Source organism: Sporofaciens sp. St.21A7 (genome assembly GCF_059728535.1).
The window spans coordinates 3765159-3785563 of record NZ_BAAGFN010000001.1; the positions used below are offsets into that span (position 1 = coordinate 3765159).

22 protein-coding genes and 1 other RNA gene are annotated in these 20405 nt (G+C 46.3%); 2 read left to right on the plus strand and 21 right to left on the minus strand.

Annotated elements, in window-relative coordinates; translation table 11 throughout:
• Positions 1-18 precede the first annotated feature (18 nt).
• The 8 genes from AC6I3O_RS18740 to AC6I3O_RS18775 all read right to left on the minus strand — a co-directional run bounded on the left by AC6I3O_RS18740 (position 19) and on the right by AC6I3O_RS18775 (position 6127).
• On the minus strand, positions 19-519 hold the full coding sequence (locus AC6I3O_RS18740) for a MarR family winged helix-turn-helix transcriptional regulator (protein WP_497852153.1): 501 nt from the start codon (positions 517-519) through the stop codon (positions 19-21).
• Positions 520-770: 251 nt separating this feature from the next.
• Complete coding sequence (gene dtd / locus AC6I3O_RS18745) at positions 771-1217, minus strand: D-aminoacyl-tRNA deacylase (protein WP_497852154.1); 447 nt, start codon at positions 1215-1217, stop codon at positions 771-773.
• 52 nt (positions 1218-1269) lie between these two features.
• Positions 1270-1407 carry a hypothetical protein gene (locus AC6I3O_RS18750; RefSeq protein ID WP_497852155.1) on the minus strand — a complete coding sequence of 46 codons (138 nt, stop codon included), beginning with the start codon at positions 1405-1407 and terminating at the stop codon, positions 1270-1272.
• Between the two features lie 23 nt (positions 1408-1430).
• Positions 1431-1613, minus strand: a non-coding RNA gene (gene ssrS / locus AC6I3O_RS18755) — 6S RNA.
• Positions 1614-1662: 49 nt separating this feature from the next.
• Positions 1663-3159 carry a threonine synthase gene (gene thrC / locus AC6I3O_RS18760; protein ID WP_497852156.1) on the minus strand — a complete coding sequence of 499 codons (1497 nt, stop codon included), beginning with the start codon at positions 3157-3159 and terminating at the stop codon, positions 1663-1665.
• 135 nt (positions 3160-3294) lie between these two features.
• Positions 3295-3798 carry a 3-isopropylmalate dehydratase small subunit gene (gene leuD, locus AC6I3O_RS18765; protein WP_497852157.1) on the minus strand — a complete coding sequence of 168 codons (504 nt, stop codon included), beginning with the start codon at positions 3796-3798 and terminating at the stop codon, positions 3295-3297.
• A complete protein-coding gene (gene leuC / locus AC6I3O_RS18770) occupies positions 3798-5072 on the minus strand; it encodes a 3-isopropylmalate dehydratase large subunit (RefSeq protein WP_497852158.1) in 1275 nt (424 codons plus the stop codon). The genes leuD and leuC overlap by 1 nt, the downstream gene beginning before the upstream one ends.
• Positions 5073-5191: 119 nt before the next feature.
• A complete protein-coding gene (locus tag AC6I3O_RS18775) occupies positions 5192-6127 on the minus strand; it encodes a putative ABC transporter permease (RefSeq protein ID WP_497852159.1) in 936 nt (311 codons plus the stop codon).
• Positions 6128-6264: 137 nt separating this feature from the next.
• Between AC6I3O_RS18775 and AC6I3O_RS18780 the strand changes: the two genes are divergently transcribed.
• Together AC6I3O_RS18780 and feoB are read left to right on the plus strand one after the other, a co-directional pair.
• Positions 6265-6495 carry a FeoA family protein gene (locus AC6I3O_RS18780; RefSeq protein ID WP_497852160.1) on the plus strand — a complete coding sequence of 77 codons (231 nt, stop codon included), beginning with the start codon at positions 6265-6267 and terminating at the stop codon, positions 6493-6495.
• Positions 6492-8534: a ferrous iron transport protein B gene (feoB, locus tag AC6I3O_RS18785; protein WP_497852161.1), complete on the plus strand. Its 2043-nt coding sequence runs from the start codon at positions 6492-6494 to the stop codon at positions 8532-8534. Before AC6I3O_RS18780 ends, feoB begins: the two co-directional genes overlap by 4 nt.
• A gap of 105 nt (positions 8535-8639) precedes the next feature.
• On the opposite strand, the gene AC6I3O_RS18790 is transcribed toward feoB, so the two are convergent.
• From AC6I3O_RS18790 to AC6I3O_RS18850, 13 genes are all read right to left on the minus strand, one after another.
• Positions 8640-9470, minus strand: coding sequence for a PHP domain-containing protein (locus AC6I3O_RS18790; RefSeq protein ID WP_497852162.1), 831 nt, complete (start codon positions 9468-9470; stop codon positions 8640-8642).
• A 106-nt stretch (positions 9471-9576) separates the two neighbouring features.
• Positions 9577-10404 carry a hypothetical protein gene (locus AC6I3O_RS18795; RefSeq protein ID WP_497852163.1) on the minus strand — a complete coding sequence of 276 codons (828 nt, stop codon included), beginning with the start codon at positions 10402-10404 and terminating at the stop codon, positions 9577-9579.
• Positions 10405-10485: 81 nt separating this feature from the next.
• The gene (locus AC6I3O_RS18800; RefSeq protein WP_497852164.1) at positions 10486-11064 is read right to left on the minus strand and encodes a DUF6465 family protein; all 579 of its coding nucleotides are present in this window, start codon (positions 11062-11064) and stop codon (positions 10486-10488) included.
• 110 nt (positions 11065-11174) lie between these two features.
• Positions 11175-12014, minus strand: a complete 840-nt coding sequence (locus tag AC6I3O_RS18805) for a putative manganese transporter (RefSeq protein WP_497852165.1) — start codon at positions 12012-12014, stop codon at positions 11175-11177.
• The gene (locus tag AC6I3O_RS18810; RefSeq protein WP_497852166.1) at positions 12015-12641 is read right to left on the minus strand and encodes a cytidylate kinase-like family protein; all 627 of its coding nucleotides are present in this window, start codon (positions 12639-12641) and stop codon (positions 12015-12017) included.
• A gap of 19 nt (positions 12642-12660) precedes the next feature.
• Positions 12661-13203 carry a transcription repressor NadR gene (locus AC6I3O_RS18815; RefSeq protein ID WP_497852167.1) on the minus strand — a complete coding sequence of 181 codons (543 nt, stop codon included), beginning with the start codon at positions 13201-13203 and terminating at the stop codon, positions 12661-12663.
• Positions 13204-13252: 49 nt separating this feature from the next.
• A complete protein-coding gene (gene nadC, locus AC6I3O_RS18820; protein WP_497852168.1) occupies positions 13253-14107 on the minus strand; it encodes a carboxylating nicotinate-nucleotide diphosphorylase in 855 nt (284 codons plus the stop codon).
• Between the two features lie 34 nt (positions 14108-14141).
• Entirely contained in the window at positions 14142-15338 is a 1197-nt protein-coding gene (locus AC6I3O_RS18825; RefSeq protein WP_497852169.1) for an L-aspartate oxidase, read from the minus strand.
• 66 nt (positions 15339-15404) lie between these two features.
• Positions 15405-16310 (minus strand): quinolinate synthase NadA, encoded by a 906-nt coding sequence (gene nadA, locus AC6I3O_RS18830; RefSeq protein ID WP_497852170.1) that lies wholly within the window; start codon positions 16308-16310, stop codon positions 15405-15407.
• A gap of 84 nt (positions 16311-16394) precedes the next feature.
• On the minus strand, positions 16395-16604 hold the full coding sequence (locus AC6I3O_RS18835; RefSeq protein WP_497852171.1) for a hypothetical protein: 210 nt from the start codon (positions 16602-16604) through the stop codon (positions 16395-16397).
• A 42-nt stretch (positions 16605-16646) separates the two neighbouring features.
• Positions 16647-18080 carry a hypothetical protein gene (locus AC6I3O_RS18840; protein WP_497852172.1) on the minus strand — a complete coding sequence of 478 codons (1434 nt, stop codon included), beginning with the start codon at positions 18078-18080 and terminating at the stop codon, positions 16647-16649.
• Positions 18081-18092: 12 nt separating this feature from the next.
• Positions 18093-18401, minus strand: a complete 309-nt coding sequence (locus tag AC6I3O_RS18845; RefSeq protein ID WP_302144325.1) for a TIGR04197 family type VII secretion effector — start codon at positions 18399-18401, stop codon at positions 18093-18095.
• A 37-nt stretch (positions 18402-18438) separates the two neighbouring features.
• On the minus strand, positions 18439-20265 hold the full coding sequence (locus AC6I3O_RS18850; RefSeq protein ID WP_302144327.1) for a transposase: 1827 nt from the start codon (positions 20263-20265) through the stop codon (positions 18439-18441).
• Positions 20266-20405: the final 140 nt, after the last annotated feature.

The following is a 20405-nucleotide window of genomic DNA, read 5'->3' on the forward strand; positions in this document are numbered from 1 at the left end:
TCCTAAAAATTGCCAGAATCAAAAATCATGCCGCATAGGCGGCGCTGTCTTCTCAATAATCGCTTTAAAATCCATCCCCTTAAAATCCTTGGAATTCAGCAGATTTTCACGCATCGCAAGAAGCAGCCGCCGAAACAGCAGTTTCTCCTCCACAGAAAACCCCTGATACAGGATTTCTTCCATCTCATCCATGATGGATTTTAATTTCTCAATGCATTCTTTCCCCGCCTCTGACAGGCGGATGCGGATGATTCTCTGGTCTTTCTCATCCGGCTCCTTGTGAATAAACCCAAGCTCCTCTAACTTCCTCAATGTCACGGTCATGGACGGCGGCGTGATTCCAATCTTCTGTGCAAGCTGCCGCTGGGAAAGCCGCCCATGGCTGTTAAGAATAAACAGAATCCCTGCCTGGCTCGGGTTCAGCTCCATATCCTCCATCCGCAAGACCGCATGGTATCTGCTCAAATGCATTAACTGATGCATCACGATAAATGCGGACGCATCCTCTGTATTCTTCATGTTCACCCTCCTTTTTACCCTGCAAGCAAATGCAATATAATTAGTTTTCTAACATTTAGATTAGTCATTTTTTCCAGATATGTCAACACATTTATGCTTTTTTAACATTTATTATGGGAAATTTTAGAAAAAATTAATTAGATTAATGAATAAAATTATTTATAAAACCGCCGTACAGGGAATCACCCATACAGCGGCATAGAAAGATCATTTTCCAAATAAATCTCTATGTGTCCCGGACGATCCACCGGTTACAATGTTTCGGAATCAAGAATAATCGTAAAGGGGCCGTCGTTAATCAAACTGACCTTCATATCTGCTCCGAACCGCCCCCGCTCTACCACGGAAACCTGCTCTTTGCATTTTGCAATAATATACTCATACATCTCTTCCGCCATGTCCGGCGCACCCGCCTCTATGAAGCTGGGGCGGTTCCCTTTCTTACAGTTCGCATACAGTGTAAACTGTGAAACCAGCAATAGCTCGCCTCCTACCGTATCAAGAGACAGGTTTGTCTTCCCCTGCTCATCCTCAAAGATACGAAGTCCCAGCATCTTCTTCACCATCTTATCCGCAATCTCCTTCGTGTCCGAATCACAGACGCCCACTAAGACCATGAATCCCTTTCCAATCCTGCCAAGGACTTCCCCGTCTGCCTTTACCTCACTTTCCAAAACTCTCTGAATTACAAATCTCATCTTGACGTAACCTCCTTTTTCGCGGGATGACCGCGGAATAACTTAGTCCGCCTCAGCGGCATATTTCCTCTGCACGGGTCTGCGCAATCGAGTAGGGAAGAGCCATCTTCCCTACTCGCCGCGCGGCCCGTGCGCCGTCCCAGCGGCATATTTCCTCTGCACGGGTCTGCGCATAAAAAAAGACAGCCATAAAGACTGCCTTTTATCATTTGTAGCTCCCCCAAAATGCCGGTTCCTGTATTTTGACTCCTAGCCTAATGCTAGGTGGGTGTCCGCATCCGCTTTTCTGCCTTCCACTGCATAACTTGGAGGCCTGGCATATTACGGAGATATAGGAGTCCCGTTTAAAGTTTTGTAGGTTCAAAATTACAAGATTATCGAGCACCCCAGGTTTCCTAAGGATTATTATACTCTATTATCCCACGTTTTTCAACAATTATTCCAACTAATTTTCACACATTAAGAATGCTTTTACCGTTTCCTTCATCTTATCCGCGTCACATTCCAGGGTATGCAGTACCTTTGCATCCAGAATGTCCTTAATTGCCTGAGGCATCTCAACGCCGGATACCGTTTTAAGCTCCCTGAGCAGGGCAAGGTCGTCCATTGCCTTATATTTACCGTCAATCGCCGTCATAACGCTCTTGGCAAATTTATACGGGCTCGCCGTAGACGCGACCACACATTTCCTTCCGTCGCCGCTCTTATCCCGGTACTGCCTGCACACATATGCCGCTACCGCCGTGTGGGTATCCAGCACATACCCTGTCTCCTCGTAAATGTGCCTGATGCATTCCGCCGTATCTTCCTCTGTGGCAAATCCCGCCTCAAAATCACTCAGTTTCTTTGCCATCTCCTCCGTGATGGTATAGTTTCCGTCTCCGGTAAGCCCGCCCATCAGTTCTTTCGTCTTCCGGTCATCTTCCCCTGTAATCAGGTAAATCAGCCGCTCAAGGTTACTTGAAACCAAAATGTCCATAGACGGAGAAGACGTCAGCACAAACCCACGGTTCCGGTCATACGTGCCTGTACCAAAGAAATCGAACAGCACCTTGTTCTCATTGGAGGCGCAGATGAGCTTACCGATTGGCACGCCCATCCTCTTAGCATAATAAGCCGCAAGGATATTGCCAAAATTCCCGGTGGGAACCGCTACGTTGATTTCTTCCCCTTCCCCAATCTCTTCATTTGCCAACAACTTAGCATAAGCATAGACATAATAAGCGACCTGCGGAACAAGACGCCCGATGTTGATGGAGTTCGCAGATGAGAACTGATATCCCTTCTCTTCTAGTTCCTTCGCAAGCTCCTGGTCTTCAAAAATCGCCTTCACTCCGCTCTGGGCGTCGTCAAAATTCCCGTGGATGGCACAAACCTCTACGTTGCTCCCTTTCTGGGTCGTCATCTGGAGTTCCTGGACTTTACTGACGCCGTTCTTAGGATAGAATACAATAATCCGGGCGCCTTCCACATCTGCAAATCCAGCCAGCGCCGCCTTCCCGGTATCCCCGGAGGTTGCCGTCAGGATTACGATTTCATTTTCCACGTGGTTCTTCTTTGCAGCCGTTGTCATGAGATGAGGCAGGATGGAAAGCGCCATGTCCTTGAATGCAATCGTAGCTCCATGGAACAGTTCCAGAAAATAGGTGTCTCCTCCTACCTTCGCAAGGGGCGCAATCTCCTCCGTGTCAAACTTCCCGTCATATGCCTTGTCAATACAGTCTTTCAATTCCTCTTCCGTGAAATCCGTAAGGAACTGTTTCATTACGGCGTATGCCGTCTCCTGATATGTCATATTCTTTAATGCCGCCATGGACACGTCAAGTACCGGCAGCTTCTCGGGTACAAACAGCCCGCCGTCAGGGGCAAGCCCTTTTAGGATTGCCTCTGACGCACTGATCTTTAATTCTGAATTCCTTGTACTTTTATAATACAGACTCATCTTTTTCTCCTACTGATTACTGTTGGTGTGCCCTTTGGGTATACCTTATTGGACGGAGTCCACCCGCCACGTTAGGGGCATGTATTACGGTGTGCCCTTTGGGTATACCTTATTGGACGGAGTCCACCCGCCACGTTAGGGGCATGTATTACGGTGTGCCCTTTGGGTATACCTTACAAGCCCGCCTGCCGCAATCAATTTCTGCATGAATTCCGGGAACGGCTGTCCCTGGAACTCGGTTCCTTTTGTGCGGTTGTAAATCTTGCCGCTGTCAAAATCCACCTCGACCTCGTCTCCGGCTTCAATTCCCTTCGCCGCCTCCGGGCATTCAATAATCGGAAGGCCAATATTGATTGCATTCCGATAGAAGATTCTGGCAAATGTCTCCGCAATCACGCAGCTCACCCCGGCAGTCTTCAAACACAGTGGGGCATGCTCCCTGGAAGACCCGCAGCCAAAATTCTTGTTCGCCACAATCAAATCTCCCGGTTTTACCTTCTCAACGAACTCTGGGTCGATATCCGCCATCGCATGGCTCGCCAACTCCTGGGCGTCAAATGAATTCAGATACCTTGCCGGGATGATTACATCCGTATCCACATTATCTCCATACTTAAATACATGTCCTGTCGCTCTCATTATCTGCCACCTACTTTCTCCGGATTCGCAATGTATCCCGCGATTGCGCTTGCCGCCGCTACCTCCGGCGACGCAAGATAAATCAGGGAGTCCACATGTCCCATACGGCCTACAAAATTCCGGTTCGTCGTGGATACACATTTCTCTCCTGCCGCCATGACTCCCATATGTCCGCCCATGCACGGCCCGCAGCTCGGCGTATTCACGGCGCAGCCCGCGTCCACGAAGATATCCAGAAGCCCTTCTGCAATACACTGTTTATAAATCTTCTGAGTCGCCGGGATGACCATTACCCGCACATCCTGATGCACGGTCTGTCCCTTTAAGACAGCCGCCGCCTTGCGCATATCCTCCATGCGCCCGTTGGTACAGGAGCCGATTACCACCTGGTTAATCTTAATTGGCTCCATGGCCTCAATCTCGTCGATGGTCTTCGCATTTCCCGGAAGATGCGGGAACGCCACTGTCGGACGGACTTGCGCTAAATCAATCTCTACCACTTCGTCATACTCGGCGTCTGCATCTGCCTCATAAATCTTATATTCCTTCTTGGAGTGTTCCTCCATATATGCCTTAGCCTGCTCATCCACAGGGAAGATTCCATTCTTGGCTCCTGCCTCGATTGCCATATTCGCCATGGTAAAACGATCGTCCATAGACAGGTTTGCAATGCCGTCCCCCGTGAACTCCATGGATTTATATAATGCCCCATCCACGCCAATCTTTCCGATGATATGGATGATAATATCCTTGCCGCTGACATATGCCCCCGGCTTTCCCGTCAATACGAACCGAATCGCGCTTGGAACCTTGAACCAAAGCTCTCCCGTCGCCATTCCCGTCGCAATATCCGTCGTGCCGACGCCTGTGGAAAATGCGCCAAGCGCACCGTATGTACAAGTATGCGAGTCCGCCCCGATGATACACTCACCGCCTACAACCACGCCCGCCTCCGGAAGGATTGCATGCTCCACGCCGGATTTTCCCTGCTCAAAGTACCAGGTAAGCCCCTGCTCCCTTGCAAATTCACGGATAGACTTGGAGTTCTCCGCTGATTTGATATCTTTATTCGGGGTAAAATGATCCGGCACCAGGACTACCTTATCCTTATCAAACACTTGGTCTGCCATCTCCTTAAAGATTGGCAGCGCCATCGGACCTGTAATATCATTTGCCATAACTACGTCAAGCTTCGCTTCGATTAACTGCCCTGCCACGACAGACTCAAGGCCGGCATGTGCAGCTAAAATCTTCTGCGTCATTGTCATTCCCATCTTGACACCCTCCTGTTCTCTTATTTTTCCATACGTGGTATTCTACCACAGATATCATTCTCTGACAAGGATTCTCATTATCCTAAAGTAATATCCAAAGGGCATGCCGGCAAAGTCTTTCATCTTCGCCAGATACGATTCCTCATCTCGTTAAAGACCTCTTTATGGAGCCGGGATTCCATCTTCGGGAATGCATCGATCAAACGTCTGGTGACGAGTGTACTGCGTCCCGCAAGTTCCATATATTTCCCTTTCAGCTCCGAATATTTGTTCCGCAGTTCGCTCAGGGGCGCCTTCTGCTCTTGCGGATACAGCTTCGCCCCAATCTTTTCTTCCACCCTGTCGATCCGTTCCTCCAGATGGTCTTTCTGCTCCTCTGCAACGGTATCCAGCTTCTCTCTAAGCTCCGACACTGCCGAGTCTAACTGCTTTTTCGTTTCCTCCGAGAACTCCATCGTCTCCATCACGCTCTCATGGATATTGACCCCGATCATATCTGATAATTCTCTAAGCTCCGCTGAAATCTTCTCCATGGCATCCAGTTTTTTATTCAATTTAAGGATCTCAGCCGTTGTCACATAAAGATCTGCAAAAAGCGCGGTCCCAAGCACCGCCGCAATCACGATGCCCACAGTGACAGGTATCATGACAGCTGCTTTATAGATAAACGGGTGGATGACCCGTACGATGAGCACACAGGCGACTCCCCATGCCAGGGAAAACAGAAGGCAGACATACCCGCCGATATTCAAGGGCTGGTTCGAGTAATCCCACCATTTATGATGGAACAGCTTATCCATCAGATAGCCTGTCAAGCCTTCAATCGTCGTCACCAGCACGGTAGACACGACGTAAAGGGACACAAGCGTCCCGTTCATCGGCTCTAACAGCATCACCACCATACCGATTCCCACCCCGTAGACCGGGCAGATAGGGCCGTTCAAAAAGCCGCGATTCACAAACTTCTTCTGTTTGACTGTGGCATACGCCACCTCCGTACACCATCCGATGAATCCATATATAAAAAAGTATAAAATAAAATAGTATATCTGCATCTTCTTCCTCCGGTATTCCATGATTCTTTTCTCTCACAAATAACAGTATACTTCACATTGCCATCTTCGTCAAATGGTGTTATGATAGAAATGTAATAGAGAATAAGAATCAATAACATTTACAAGGGGAAATACATATGACACTCAAACAAGGAAAAAACCTTCTGACTTACCGAGTCGAGTCGATTAGTATGGAACTTCAGTTAGAACGCCGCTTAGAGGCCCTAGGGCTCACGGAAGGCTCTCTGATAACCGTACTGAATAATGATAAGAAAGGCTCCCTCACGGCAAAATTCCGCGGCACCCGCTTTGCACTTGGCAGGCGGATCGCAGATAACATTACAGTTACGGAGGTGCGGCAATCATGAGCAAGACCATCAATGTCGGATTCATCGGCAATCCGAATTGCGGGAAGACCACGCTTTTCAATGCATTTACCGGCGCAAACCTAAAGGTGGCGAACTGGCCGGGCGTTACAGTGGAGAAGAAGGAGGGGAAGGCTGTCTACGAAGGCCAGGAGTTCAAGTTAATTGACCTTCCGGGCATATACAGCCTGACTTCCTATACAATGGAAGAAACTGTCTCCCGGGAATGTATTATGAGCGATGAAGTGGATGTCATTGTGGACGTCATCGACGCATCCTGCTTAGAACGCAACCTATATCTTACGCTGCAGCTTATCGAACTTGGCAAACCGGTTGTACTGGCGTTGAATATGATGGACATCGTGGAAGAACGTGGCATGGAGATTGACCTCCACCGCCTTCCGGAGATGCTGGGAGTACCGGCGATTCCGGTGTCTGCCCGTAAGAAGACAGGGCTTTCTATCCTTATGCATGCCGTTGCCCACCACAGCCAGTATGCCAAGCAAGGACCGTTCATCCACCACCACACAGGAAAAACCTCTTCCCATATGCACAACCATCACGAAGAGTACGCCATGGTGTACGAAGACGAGATTGAAGACAAGATCGACATAATCATGGGAGAGCTTGGGGAAAAATATCCGGATATCCGCAATCAGAGATGGCACGCCATCAAACTGCTGGAGATGGACCAGCAGGTGACAGAACATCATCCTCTGGACTTACAGGATGTGATTGACCGCAGCTATGAAAAGGATATCATCAACCAGAAATACGATTTTATTGAAGAGGTCATTGACGAGATTCTGGTAAATAAGTCCGCAAAGGAAGAATCCACGGACAGGATTGACCGGCTGCTCACTCACCGATGGTTCGGGCTGCCCATTTTTCTTGGAATCATGGCGCTGGTATTCTTCCTGACATTTACGATCGGCGACTGGCTGAAAGGATATTTCGAGATTGCTCTGGAACAGATTTCCAGGCTGACTTCTGAAGGCCTGGCCGCAATCAGTGTCAGCCCTATGCTAAAGTCGCTGATTGTTGACGGGATTATCTCCGGCGTCGGCGGAATCCTGACCTTCCTGCCCAATATCTTCATCCTCTTCCTGGCCCTTGCCTTGCTGGAGGACAGCGGGTATATGGCAAGGGTGGCTTTCGTGATGGATGACATCATGAGCCGTCTGGGACTTTCCGGGCGCGCGTTCCTCCCGCTGCTTCTTGGGTTTGGATGCTCTGTCCCGGCAATCATGGCGTCCCGGGCATTGGAACACCCCAAAGACCGGTTCAAGACCATACTGGTCACTCCGTTTATGTCCTGTAGCGCAAGGCTTCCCATCTACGTCTTGTTTTCCTCCATGTTTTTTGGGAAATATGCCATGCTGGTCTGTTACTCTATGTACCTTTTGGGAATCGTGGTGGCTATCACGACCGCATACATATTGTCCAAGATTGACGGGAGCAAGGCGGAGCATGCGCTCCTAATTGAACTGCCAGAGTATAAGTCGCCCAATGCCCGGACCATTTTTATCTATGTGTGGGAAAAAATCAAAGACTATCTGACCAAAGCCGGAACCGTTATCTTCGTTGCCTCCGTCATCATGTGGGCGCTCCTGAATTTCGGTCCTCACGGATATGTGACTGAAATCTCCCAGAGCTTTGGCTCTCTAGCGGGGAAGGCAATCGTTCCGCTGTTCCGGCCTGCCGGGCTTGGGTACTGGCAGATCATTGTCGCACTGATTGCCGGGATTGCCGCAAAGGAAGTCGTAGTGTCAAGCTGCAGTGTATTGTTCGGTATCCAGAACGTCACCACGGCGGGCGGTATGGACGCTATGGTAGCCACCCTTGGCTCCCTGGGCTTTGGCGCGGCAAATGCATACGCATTGATGGTATTCTGTCTGCTGTATGTTCCCTGCACTGCGACGATTGCCACAATTCACAGAGAATTAAAGAGTTGGAAACAGACGGTTGGAATCTTGTGCTTCCAGATATTGGTTGCGTGGGGAATGAGCGTGATAGTATACCATATTGGGTTATGTTTCTAAATGTCAGTACACTAGACCAAATGCAAAGGGGATGCCACAAAATTGCGGCATCCCCTTAACATATGAAATCCATCCTCACTAACTTCTGTTTTTCGCACCATACCGTCAAATCTTCTCTTGCATTTTCAGATACGGAATCTCTATCGGGTCGATTGGATCGACGGGATTCTCAATCTCCCCTTTTAACTTTCTTTTATGACGCTTCAGAAGCTCTCCGCCCTTATTATAGAACCAGAAGGAATACACCAGAAGCTTATTAACCTTCCCTATCTTATCCTTCGTCGTCTTCCCGTAAATCGTGCCGCCTACCCCAATAGGCGCCTTCCTGCGTATCAGGGAAATCAATTCCGTCTCACAGGTAATCCTCTCCGGCAGCTCCGTATATGCCAGAGAGACACAGTCCAGCTTATGTGCATCGCTGCCTCCGATTCCCGGCTTCTTATACTTCATCGTAAGCTTCATCGCTTCCCTGTTGGATTCTTCCGGCTCACATGCATTAAATGCTTCAATGAAATCAAATCTCTTGATAATCTCCGGGGATTTATAGAATTTCTTTGTGTTCGTAAAACTTAAATACTTCTCCCCGCAAGGATGTGCAGGGCCAAGAATCCCGCCGTGCCGATGCACAAAATCAATCAATGCGCTTACCGGCAGACCTCTTAACTCCAACAGGCGCATCTTGACACCTTCCGGCATGATGCAGATGATATGTCCTGCATCACAGGTATCATATTCAATCCCCTTGAGTACGACAAAATCCTCGTGAACCTTCCCTTTCATATGATATTTCCAATGGCGGTATCCTTTGTAAGTATCGTGATCCGTGATCAACATTCCTTCAAACCCATGTTCTTTCAGCTTTGTGATATATTCATCCAGACCTACTTTACTGTCGATAGAGCCCTCTTTAACATGACAATGCATATCAATCTTCATACACTAAGGCCTCCTTCATTCATATTTCTCGGAATCTGATATATTCACTATTATATCACATCTGCCCTAAAATACAACCAGGCCGGACATGTATGGTTGAAATTCCCTACAATTCTTCACTGATAATCGTGATATCATCGTCTTCGTCATCTTCTCCGTCAATACTGCGGCCAGCTTTGCTTTTCCCCGTGCCTTTCCTGTGGCTTCCTTCTTCTTCCTCGTCTTCCTCCTCCAGTATCTTCCGGGCTTTCTCAACTTCGGACTCCCTGGAGACCTGACCTTTCATCCGCTGTGCATATACTCTCTCATTCTTACCAATCTTACGGGACTGCATCATGAACTGTACCCAGATTCCAACCAATGCTGCTAACGCACTGATTCCATACCCTGCCCAGATATTGCCTGAAATTCCAATCAACGCTGCTGCCGCAGTCCCCGCCGACAATCCGCCGGAGATTCCTGTCACAACGACTACCACTAATTCTGGTTTCATCACAGCCAGTACTGCTAACAAAAGCGCCGCTGCCGCTCCAATTCCCAACACCAGAAGTACCTGTGTTAAATCTTTCGCTCCCGGCAGGAACAGAGATGCGGCAATACCCAAGGTCTGCAGCAAAACCACGAAAAAGATGCCAAGCCTTCGTATCCCGCCGCACAGCACAGCCATGACGACCGTACAGAGCAAGATCATGACCGGTATCATCGTTCCGGAGAATCCAAGGCCGAATGCGGCCGCCGCACCAATCCCGCAGCCAATCAAAAGCCCCGCAAATACGGACAGGACTCTCACTAGCTTCAATCCAAAGAAACAGACCAGAACGCCGACAGCCACCATAACAATCTGTATTACCATGGCCATCTGCATGATCTTTAATAATACCATATCCGCCTGTCCGTCAGATATCCCAGGCAAATTTATTCCCATCTGATACATATCATTCGTCTCCTTTGGCAAACTTATAACCGACATATCCAAAAAAACTGCCGCACCCCCATGCAACAGTCTTTTCCATCCCTATTCGTACAACCCAACTGCCCCTGTCTCCGTTCCATTCACAACATAATAAACGGCGTTCTCCTCAGGCTTAATATATAATTCTATTGATTTGATATCCTTCTCGTTTTTACCGGAATTCGTCCATGCCCTCTTGACATTGGCGATGATATCCTGCTCGCTAATCTGCCTTCCATAGTGTTCGACAATCGCATTGACTTTGATCTCTTTTTTGGATGCTGTCTTCTTTACTGTTGTCTCTTTCTTCACTGTCTCTTTTTTCGTCGTTGCTTTCTTCGCTGTCGTCTCTTTCTTCGGCGCTGCTTCCTTCTTCGTTGTCGTCTTCTTCGCTGCCGTTCTTGTGGATGTCTTCTTCTCAGGTGTCTTCTTCTCAGGCGCTTTCGTCTCTTCTTTCTTCTCTGCAACAGCCTCAACCGACTTCGCTGCAGCTTTCACTGGCTTCTGTGCTGATTCTGCTTTCTCTGCTTCAGGCTTAACTGTATCTTCCTGACTGGTCATAACCGGAGTCTCCTTCACATTCTCCTCTCCAGTCTTTTTTCCAGCTTTGGTTTTCGTAGTTCCTGCATTTGTTGTAGCCATTTTAATTCCTCCTATTTCTCCTAAGCCTCGTCACCGAGTCGTGAATATTATAACACATTCTTACAGAAATGCAATCAGAATCGTGGATTCATGCAGTTTTCGTACACTTTTCACATAAGAAACTCCAGAAACAGACCTGCTGTTACAGCAATCGCAAATAAAAATCCAATTACTTTTAGATTCTCCCGTCTGTCTTGATTGACCTTGCACAATATCGCCAAGCCGACTCCCGCACCTGTACACAATCCTGCGATTACCGATGCAAATGATATCGCTCCGCTAAGATATAGCTGGGTCAGAATAACCGAAGCAGCACAATTGGGAATCAATCCAATCACAGCAGCAAATACAGGCTGAAATATAGTATCCCCCAAAAGAAATGACGAAATCCGTTCCATTCCAAAAAACTCTACACCGAGATTCAATACACCGGTGAAGAAAAAGAGATAAACGAACATCTTAGCCGTGTGATTCCACGCTGATTTCACAATCCCTTTTTCCTCGCTGCCGTCATCCCATTTCACGAGATTTACACTATACTTTGGCGTTAATGTCTTTTTTACTAAAATGAGGTCTGCCAGATATCCGGCAACAACTGCTATTCCCAACTTCGCCGCCAAGAGGGGAATTATGGCTGCCATTGCATCCGGATTCCCCATCATAATCAGTATCGACTCATCAGAGGTTGCGATAAAGACAGACAAGAGTGTCCCCACCGAAATAATTCTTCTTGCATACAGATTCGCCGCCATAACGGAAAATCCGCATTGGGGAATACAGCCAAACAATGCTCCCGCCAATGGTCCTGCTTTTCCTACTTTAAGGAGCATCTTCTTTGTAAACGTCCCGGAATACTGTTCAAACGCCTCAATCAGAATAAATGCCACGAACAGGTACGGCAGCATCTTCAAACAATCCATACTGGTATCCGCAAGAATATCTCCTATCATCTACCTCCATTCTCCCCGATACATCAACTCAAGCACATCGGCAGTCCCCTCGATTCCCAGCCTTCCTGCATTCAAAAGAATCTGATGGGATAGCGCACTGCCCCACTCAAGCCCTGTATGGGATTCATAATAATATTTTCGTTCACGGTCTATCCTCTTAATCTTATCTGCCGCTTTCTTCTCAGACATATCATATCTGCCAGCAATTCTTCTGATTCGTTCATCCAGATCCGCACAGATAAATACATCCAGGCAGCCCGGATCGTCTTTCAGGATGTAACCGGCACACCTTCCGACAATCACACAGGGCCCCCTCCTCGAAAGCTTACGGATAATCTCCGACTGTAATTCATACACTTGCTCATTAAGCGGCTGTGTATATTCGTCCGACCGTATGGAATCTCTGTACTCCATCGGACCAATCACATAGCCTGTAAGAAAACTGTTCAGTGTCGTCTCATCAACCGCCCGTGCAGTTTCTTCCCTGATATCCAGTTTCTCAGCCGCCATCCTCACCAAATTGTTGTCATACAACGGAATATCAAGCCTCGTTGCAAGGATATTGCCAATCTCATGCCCGCCGCTTCCAAACTGGCGTCCAATGGTAATAATCTTATGTCCTGTCATATCTCTTTCTCCTTTCCTGCTAATTACATGATACCTTATGGGACGATAATCCGCCCACCTCAACTAAATATCCTTTCTCTCTCAGCATACATTCAATCAAGTCTAGGGTTTCTTCTTTATCTGCCAAAATCTTATGGTAATGATAATTGGATGTAATGTTTTTAAGAGGGCTGGACTTGCCGCTGCGGATATCCTCCATAAATTCGGCAACCTTCCTGCGGGAATCAATATTCATTTCTGCTTCTATATGACCGTATACCCGGTGGTTCACCATCACATTTCTGACCGTTCCTCCAAGGTCTACAATCGAACACAGTTCGTCCTCAAGCTGTTCATCTGTATGCTTTACTTTGAAAACCCTGCTTGCCGACACTGCCGCATTCAATATATATCCCCTGTTAGTGGAAATAATATCATAACCTGCAGCGCGAATCAGTGCGATATCCTGTACAATCACTTGTCGGCTTACATGATAAAGAGCTGCCAGCTTCGTACCTGATAGCGGACATGTACTTTTCTGTATCTGCAAGATGATGTCCTCTCTTCTGTCCGAACCTGTCATAATCCTACTCCTCCTTCAAGATATGAATACTCCGTATCTTTTATCCCGATTATGTCAGGGCATGAAGATTCTTTAAAGAAATATCCAGTATTGGCGCAGAATGGGTCAACGCACCGCTGGAAATATAGTCTACCCCCAAAGATGCCAGCCGTCCGATATTCTCCTTTGTCACATTTCCGGAACACTCTGTCTGCGCACGCCCGTCAATCAAACGGATAGCCTCCTGCATCTCCTCAGCAGACATATTGTCCAGCATAATAATATCTGCTCCCGCCTCTACCGCTTCCTTAACCATGTCAAGATTCTCCACCTCTACCTCAATCTTCCTGACAAAAGGAGCATATTCTTTCGCCATCTGCACTGCTTTCCTGACACTTCCCGCGGCTCCTATATGGTTGTCCTTCAACAATACTCCATCCGACAGATTATATCTGTGATTATATCCCCCGCCTACACGGACTGCATACTTTTCAAAAATCCGCATATTCGGCGTCGTTTTTCTGGTATCCAGAAGCTTCGTGCCGCTTCCTTCCAGCAGTGATGCTACAGAATGGGTATATGTCGCAATTCCGCTCATACGTTGAAGATAATTCAATGCAACTCGCTCACCAGATAATAGTACACGGATATCTCCCTTTACCTTGCCCATCAACTGCCCGCTTTTTACTTCATCTCCGTCTTTGCAATAAAACTCTGCCTCTGTCCCTTCGTCCAGAAGCTTGAACACCCTCTCAAATACTTCCAGTCCCGCAATAATCCCGTCCTGCTTACAGAGTAGGTCTACTTCCCCTTCCACAGCCTCTTTCATGACCGAATTCGTTGTCACATCTTCACTGGAAATATCCTCTTTCAACGCCTCTAATATCAATTGATCTGCCTGTAAGGCCATTGTAATCTTATTCATTTACCATCGTACTCCTTTCTCATTATCTCTACGATTACTCACACATTATCTTTTGCGCAGCCCGCCCTGCAAAAACCAGACTTTCCAGCAGAGAATTACTCGCCAGCCGGTTTGCACCGTGGACGCCGTTACAGCTAGTCTCGCCCACAGCATACAGACGCTCCATGGATGTTCGACTGTCAGAATCTACCCATATCCCGCCCATAAAATAATGCTGTGCTGGCACTACCGGAATCCATTCCTTGAGTACGTCATACCCTTCTTCCAGACAATGCTGGCAGATATTCGGAAAATGTTTCAGTATCTTTTCTCTTGGAATCGGCTCTAAGGAAAGCCAGACATGCTCTGTACCTTCTTCTTTCATCTGTTCAAAAATCGCCTTTGCAACCACATCCCTTGGAAGCAGTTCATCCACAAAACGTTCTTTCTTCTCATTATACAATACGGCTCCCTCTCCACGCACAGATTCCGAGATCAAGAATCTTCGGCCCGGTTTTTCAGAATAGAGGGTTGTCGGATGTATCTGCACATAATCCAAATGTTCCAGACGTATCCCGTGAGCTTTTGCTATCTCGATTGCATCACCCGTCAGATGCGGATAATTCGTAGAATGCTGATAATTGCCGCCAATACCTCCCGTTGCCAGAATCGTATCTTTTGCATATATTTTGTATTGTTTCCCTGGCTGTTCTTGCGTCTGCTTATCGGAAATCATATCCTGTACATCCTCAACCCAGACACCTTTACATACGCCCTCTTCTTCTATGATATCCGTCATTGATGTATATTCATAGAGCGTCACATTGGACAGCTTACGCACTTGGCGAAGCAGCGTACTTGTAATCTCTTTTCCGGTAATGTCTTCATGAAACAAAATCCTGGGTCTTGAATGTGCTCCCTCCCTGGTATATAGGAACTCGCCGTTTTCCTGTTCAAATCTGACTCCATACTCAACCAGATCCGCAATGACCGCCCTGGAACCCCGGATCATAATATCCACCGATTCCTTCCGATTCTCATAATGCCCAGCTTTCATCGTGTCTTCAAAGTAACTGTCGTAATCCTCATCATCCCGCTGAACACAGATCCCACCTTGAGCAAGGAAGGAGTCACTGCTTTCGGCATCTGATTTCGTAATTATCACAATCCGCTTATCTCTTGGAAGTTTTAACGCGCTATACAGACCGGCGACTCCACATCCTACTATCACAACATCCGTATTTATATCCATTTTTTTATCCTCCGCCGGAGAACTGCAAAACAGTCGTATGATTCACAGTTCCCTTCATTGCAAATATTACTTTGCAAGTTCTAACATCCGCTCAAGAGGTTCTACCGACTCTCTGCGAAGTTCATCCGTTACTTGAATTTCGTTTCCGCCATTTTTCAAAACATCTCTGATTTTCACAAGCGTAATCTTCTTCATATCGTGGCAGACAGGCTCCGTCCTGGTAAAATAGAACCGCTTATCAGGATTCTGCCGCTCAAGCTCAAACCGGACGCCATTTTCCGTACAAATGATAAATTCCTGGCAGTCACTCTTTGCCGCATAAGCTATAATTCCCGATGTACTGCCAATATAATCCGACATATCTCTGACTGTCTGAGGGCATTCCGGATGTGTTAAAACCTTTGCAGCAGGATGGAGTTCTTTTTCTTTTCGTATCTCCTGTTCCTGGATCTCTTCATGGACAGGACAGTATCCTTCATTATAAACAAAATGTTTTTCCGGCACTTGCGAAGCCACAAAATGGGCAAGATTCCTGTCCGGAATAAAGAAAATATTCTTGTTTGGCAATGCTTTCACGATCTTCACTGCATTCGCTGAGGTAACACAGACATCAGAGAGCCGCTTTAATTCAGCCGTGGAATTAATATAGCATACAACCGCCAAATCCTCATATTCTTCCCGCATCTTTTGGATGGTCTTTGCATCCGCCATATGTGCCATGGCACAATCTGCCGATATATCCGGCATCAATACCGTCTTGTCCGGATTCAGGATTTTGGCGCTCTCCCCCATAAAGGATACTCCGCAGAATACAATTGTCTGTTCTTTTAAATCTACTGCCACTTTGCTTAAATAATAAGAATCTCCTATGTAATCCGCAATCTCCTGGATTTCAGGATTTACATAGTAATGTGCTAGGATGACTGCATTCTTTTCTCTTTTTAAATCCTGGATTTCTTCTGTAATATTCATGAATCTTGTCTCCTTTTTCAAAACTTACACCATTATAGCACTGAACAAGACATCTGACAAGACATCTGAGTTTACAAATGTGATTTACATGGATAATTCTGTTTTCCCCATACGCAGGGCATTTAACAGCTCCCTTTGTTCTTCTATCAATCCGCAGATATGCCGATCAGATATCGTACAATTCTCAAACATGAATTCCAATCTTAGTTCATATTCTTTTATTTCTCTTTCCTCCTCCTCTTCCTCTTGTAACATACGTCTCCTTTCCTGCCAGAATTCTTCCTCCTGCTCCATTCTTCTCTTCGCCTTTCTTTTACATTTTTCTATAGAATAGCATTAAAATTGAACAGATTGAATTCTGATATATGCGCCGCCGAAATTCTCTCCATTATCCATAAATTCAGGATTTTCCGGGGTAATATAGAAAATCTTTCCCCAGGATGACACCTGGATTCTTCCATCATCGGAAAGTCCCGTAACCGTCATCGCATGCCCTCCGCCCTTATGAACGGCTTTCCCATCAGAATCCACCAATCTCACCGGACATGTCCTGATAATAATATGGTTTCCCTGTCTGATTTCTTCCTCACATTTTTGGTATACTTCGCTTGCACTGCATGCTATGTTCTCAATCTTCACAGCTTTTCCATATATGTCCATATACCTTTCAAAACGGTATATACAATCATCTAATGATGTTCCCCGTCCGACTGTTTCCGTGAAATCTTCATTCTTGTCATAGACATCATATTCCTGCCACATCTTCCATGACTTTCTATGATTGTCACTGGCACAATAAAGATCCACAATAAGCTGATTATAGTTCACGTATTTGATGCCGATTGCATTGGTCAAAAAAAGAGGAAAACCAAATGTCTTCTCAAACTCTTCTTCTTTTCTCCTGTATTCATCCACGATAATATTTGCAAAAGCTACGTATGCACACCCTTCATCGCTTAATTTTATCAGAAGTCCCGTAATCTCTTCGTCGGAATAGTCCGCGTATTCCTCATATTTATGGATCATATTTCTAATCGATTCCATGTCTGATGCCAAACCTCTTTTCCATAGCATATATGGTCCTTTCTGTTCTCCTCCTTTGTCCCCATATCCCATGGCGAGACGCACACCGATATTCTTAATCTGCTTTTTCCATTCATTATCTGGTTTTCGTACATATGCACCGTTTTGAAAACCACCCGCAATCTGCGTCAATCCTTTTTGTATCAATACGTCAATATCTTTACCATCCACAAATAAATGTTGAGTTTCTGCTGCAATCTCATCAAATCTTTCCGTTTTTTCCCTCCACCTCTCATACAGCCTTTGGCTGTTATCTGCCATACGTTGATACTGCTTCGTTTTAAAATGATAATATGCCTGCAGAAAAATATCCTCTGTTGCTGCCATCCGATTTCTGTAGAACTCCTCATTCGACAGGAAGCTTTCCTTCATGCTTAACGAATTTTCCATCTGCCCGTATATATTCTCCCCATCTAGCAGCTCACTCCCCACAAGCCTGCCAAAACTCTTAAAATCTTCTGCGTCCGCAATATTTGCAATCTGCATTGCCTCTATAATAATGATATAATCTTCGAGTTGTTGCTTTAAAGCCTGAAAGGATTCAGTCTCAACTTCCGGGTTCCGAACAAACTCCGCTATACAGCTGCCGGCAATCTCCAACGACTTACAGTCTTCTTCCAGCCGGCTCGCCGCTTTTATACACTGTCTCTTTATGGCTTCCGGATTCAGGTAATCACTTCTTCGCATCAAACCCACCTCCTATGGCCGCGCCGTTATCTCGGGATATCGGTTTTTATTTTCCCCAAATCTGCCTAACATCCTGTCAAATTCCTCAAATGCCATATTAAGACCCCTGATATTTTTCGCCTCCTGATCCAGCATAGTTCCCAGACTCGCTATTCTGCCCTGTGCCCTCTCATATGCCGTCTTGCTATTTGCATTGGCAGGAAGTGTTGTTTTCATATCCTGAGGAACTAGGGTCACATTTTGAAGATACACGGCAGCGTTCTCTACGCTCATTGCATTTTCCTCAACTCTTTCACAATTAATCTGTATTCTATCCGGCATTTTTCAACACCCCCCCCCCCAGATTGTCCGAAAACCCTTATTTTCTGCGGTTTGTAGCCATTTTTAGCATCAAAAATGCCAGATATATTTCTCTCGAAATAAATATCTGACCTTGACAACTGAATAAAGTGTATATTGGGTTATACCAGCAGCATCCTGCCGCCATTAACTCCATCATCTTTTCAAATCCTAATAGGTTTTTCGCTCGTTTTATATTGTATCCCAGGCACATGAGCGCAAACTCCCCGGTCACTTTCCTCAGGCCTCTCAGAAGAAAGTAACTGAATCCCATCGCTCTTTTTATTGTCCCAAACGGATGCTCTGACAAACACATTCGCTCTGCCGTTTTCTTTCTGTCAGGTTTTAGGAAGAACCTCACCACTTTCTGTTTCTCAAAGTGATATTTCCCGTTTTTGACGCCCTGCTTACCTGGCATACTTCCCTCGGCTTCCAGCCAATCTTTGCACGGCTTCTCCAGACAGTCTTTCGTGAAGTCTATTTCTTTCCACTCATTTTTGCCCTTGTAACATTTATTCCTGTTTGGGCAATGCCGGCATGCGTTCTTATTTGCGTATCTGATGTTCCCGTTTTTCTTTATACATTTCTGGCGGAGGATTTCTCCATTCGGGCAATACACGAGATTCCTCTCCGGGTCCCTGACAAAGTATCCTTCCTTTGCCCTCTTCATCATTTCTTCGGGTGTCCCGTAAATTGACTCTGAAACTCCCTCTGTCTCTGGCTCGTCACTGACTTTCCTTCTTACTTCAATAACTTCTATATCTGTTATGACATCCTTGTAAGCTTCAGGAATTACGCCGGCATGCAACGCCTTTTTTAACCCTTCCGGGTCTGTGCTTTCTGTATCTGCATCAGCTGCTCCTTCGTACGGTATCTCAAGTTGATACCCGTCTTTCCCATCATTGGTTATAACATGCGGGATAATCCCGTCTTCAAGGCACTTTATCATGTCCTCTTCACTTTCATATCCCCTGTCGGCAACTGCCTCGATGACGCCTTCCGATTCTTCCCTTACTTCTTTAAGCGTAGAATCCATAAGCCCGTGGTCTGTCACCTGGTTTGTCATTTGGAAATCACGGATTAAATGTGTTTCAGAATCAACTGCTGTCTGTGGGTTATACGCTACCGCAAAACCATTCTTACTCTTCATCAGTTTTGCATCTGCATCCGTAAGTGACATCTGCGACTGGCCGCTTTCTTCCATGAGCTTTTGATAGCCCTCATATTTTGCAAGGCGCTCTCGGGCTTCTTTCACCTTTTCTTCTACCAGCTCTTTTGTAAGTTTATCGGGATCTTCTTCAAACCCTTCCTCCTTATCTGCATCATCAAGGATACGGAGGTACTCTTCAATGTGGCCATTAAGCCACTTGATCCTGTCATCCAGCTTGTTTTTTGTAAAGTTATTATTCTTGGAATTGCAGGCATTGAACTTGCTCCCATCAATGGAGGTAAACCCCCACTCTACTGCTCCGGAAAGCCGCTTGTTAAACTCGTGAAAAATCTTTTTGAGGCTGTCTATGTTATCCTTCCGGAAGTCAGATATGGTCCGGAAATCAGGTTCGACTCCGCCAAGCATCCACCTGACCTCTACATTTACTTTACAGCTCCTCGCCAGTTTTCTGGAGGATTTGATCCCATTATCGCTTCCATAAATGTAAAGCTTGAAAAGGCCCTTCGGGTCATACGGCGGCCTACCTTCCCGGGACATCTCCTTCACACCAAAATCTGAAAGGTTAAGACTATCCACAAATGCATCTATAAGCCTTGCCGTACTATCCGGATCAACCATGGAATCCCATGTAGTCACCATCATTTGGTCTCTGTCAAATCCCCGTACATAATCCATCAATATCACCTCAAAATGTAGTATTCCCAACACTTGTATTATACTACGTCTGTTGGTATGCAGCCAGAATTTTATACACTTTATTCAGTTGTCAAGGTACGCATTCTTCTATATAAGTCATCTGCCTTTATGACAGATAT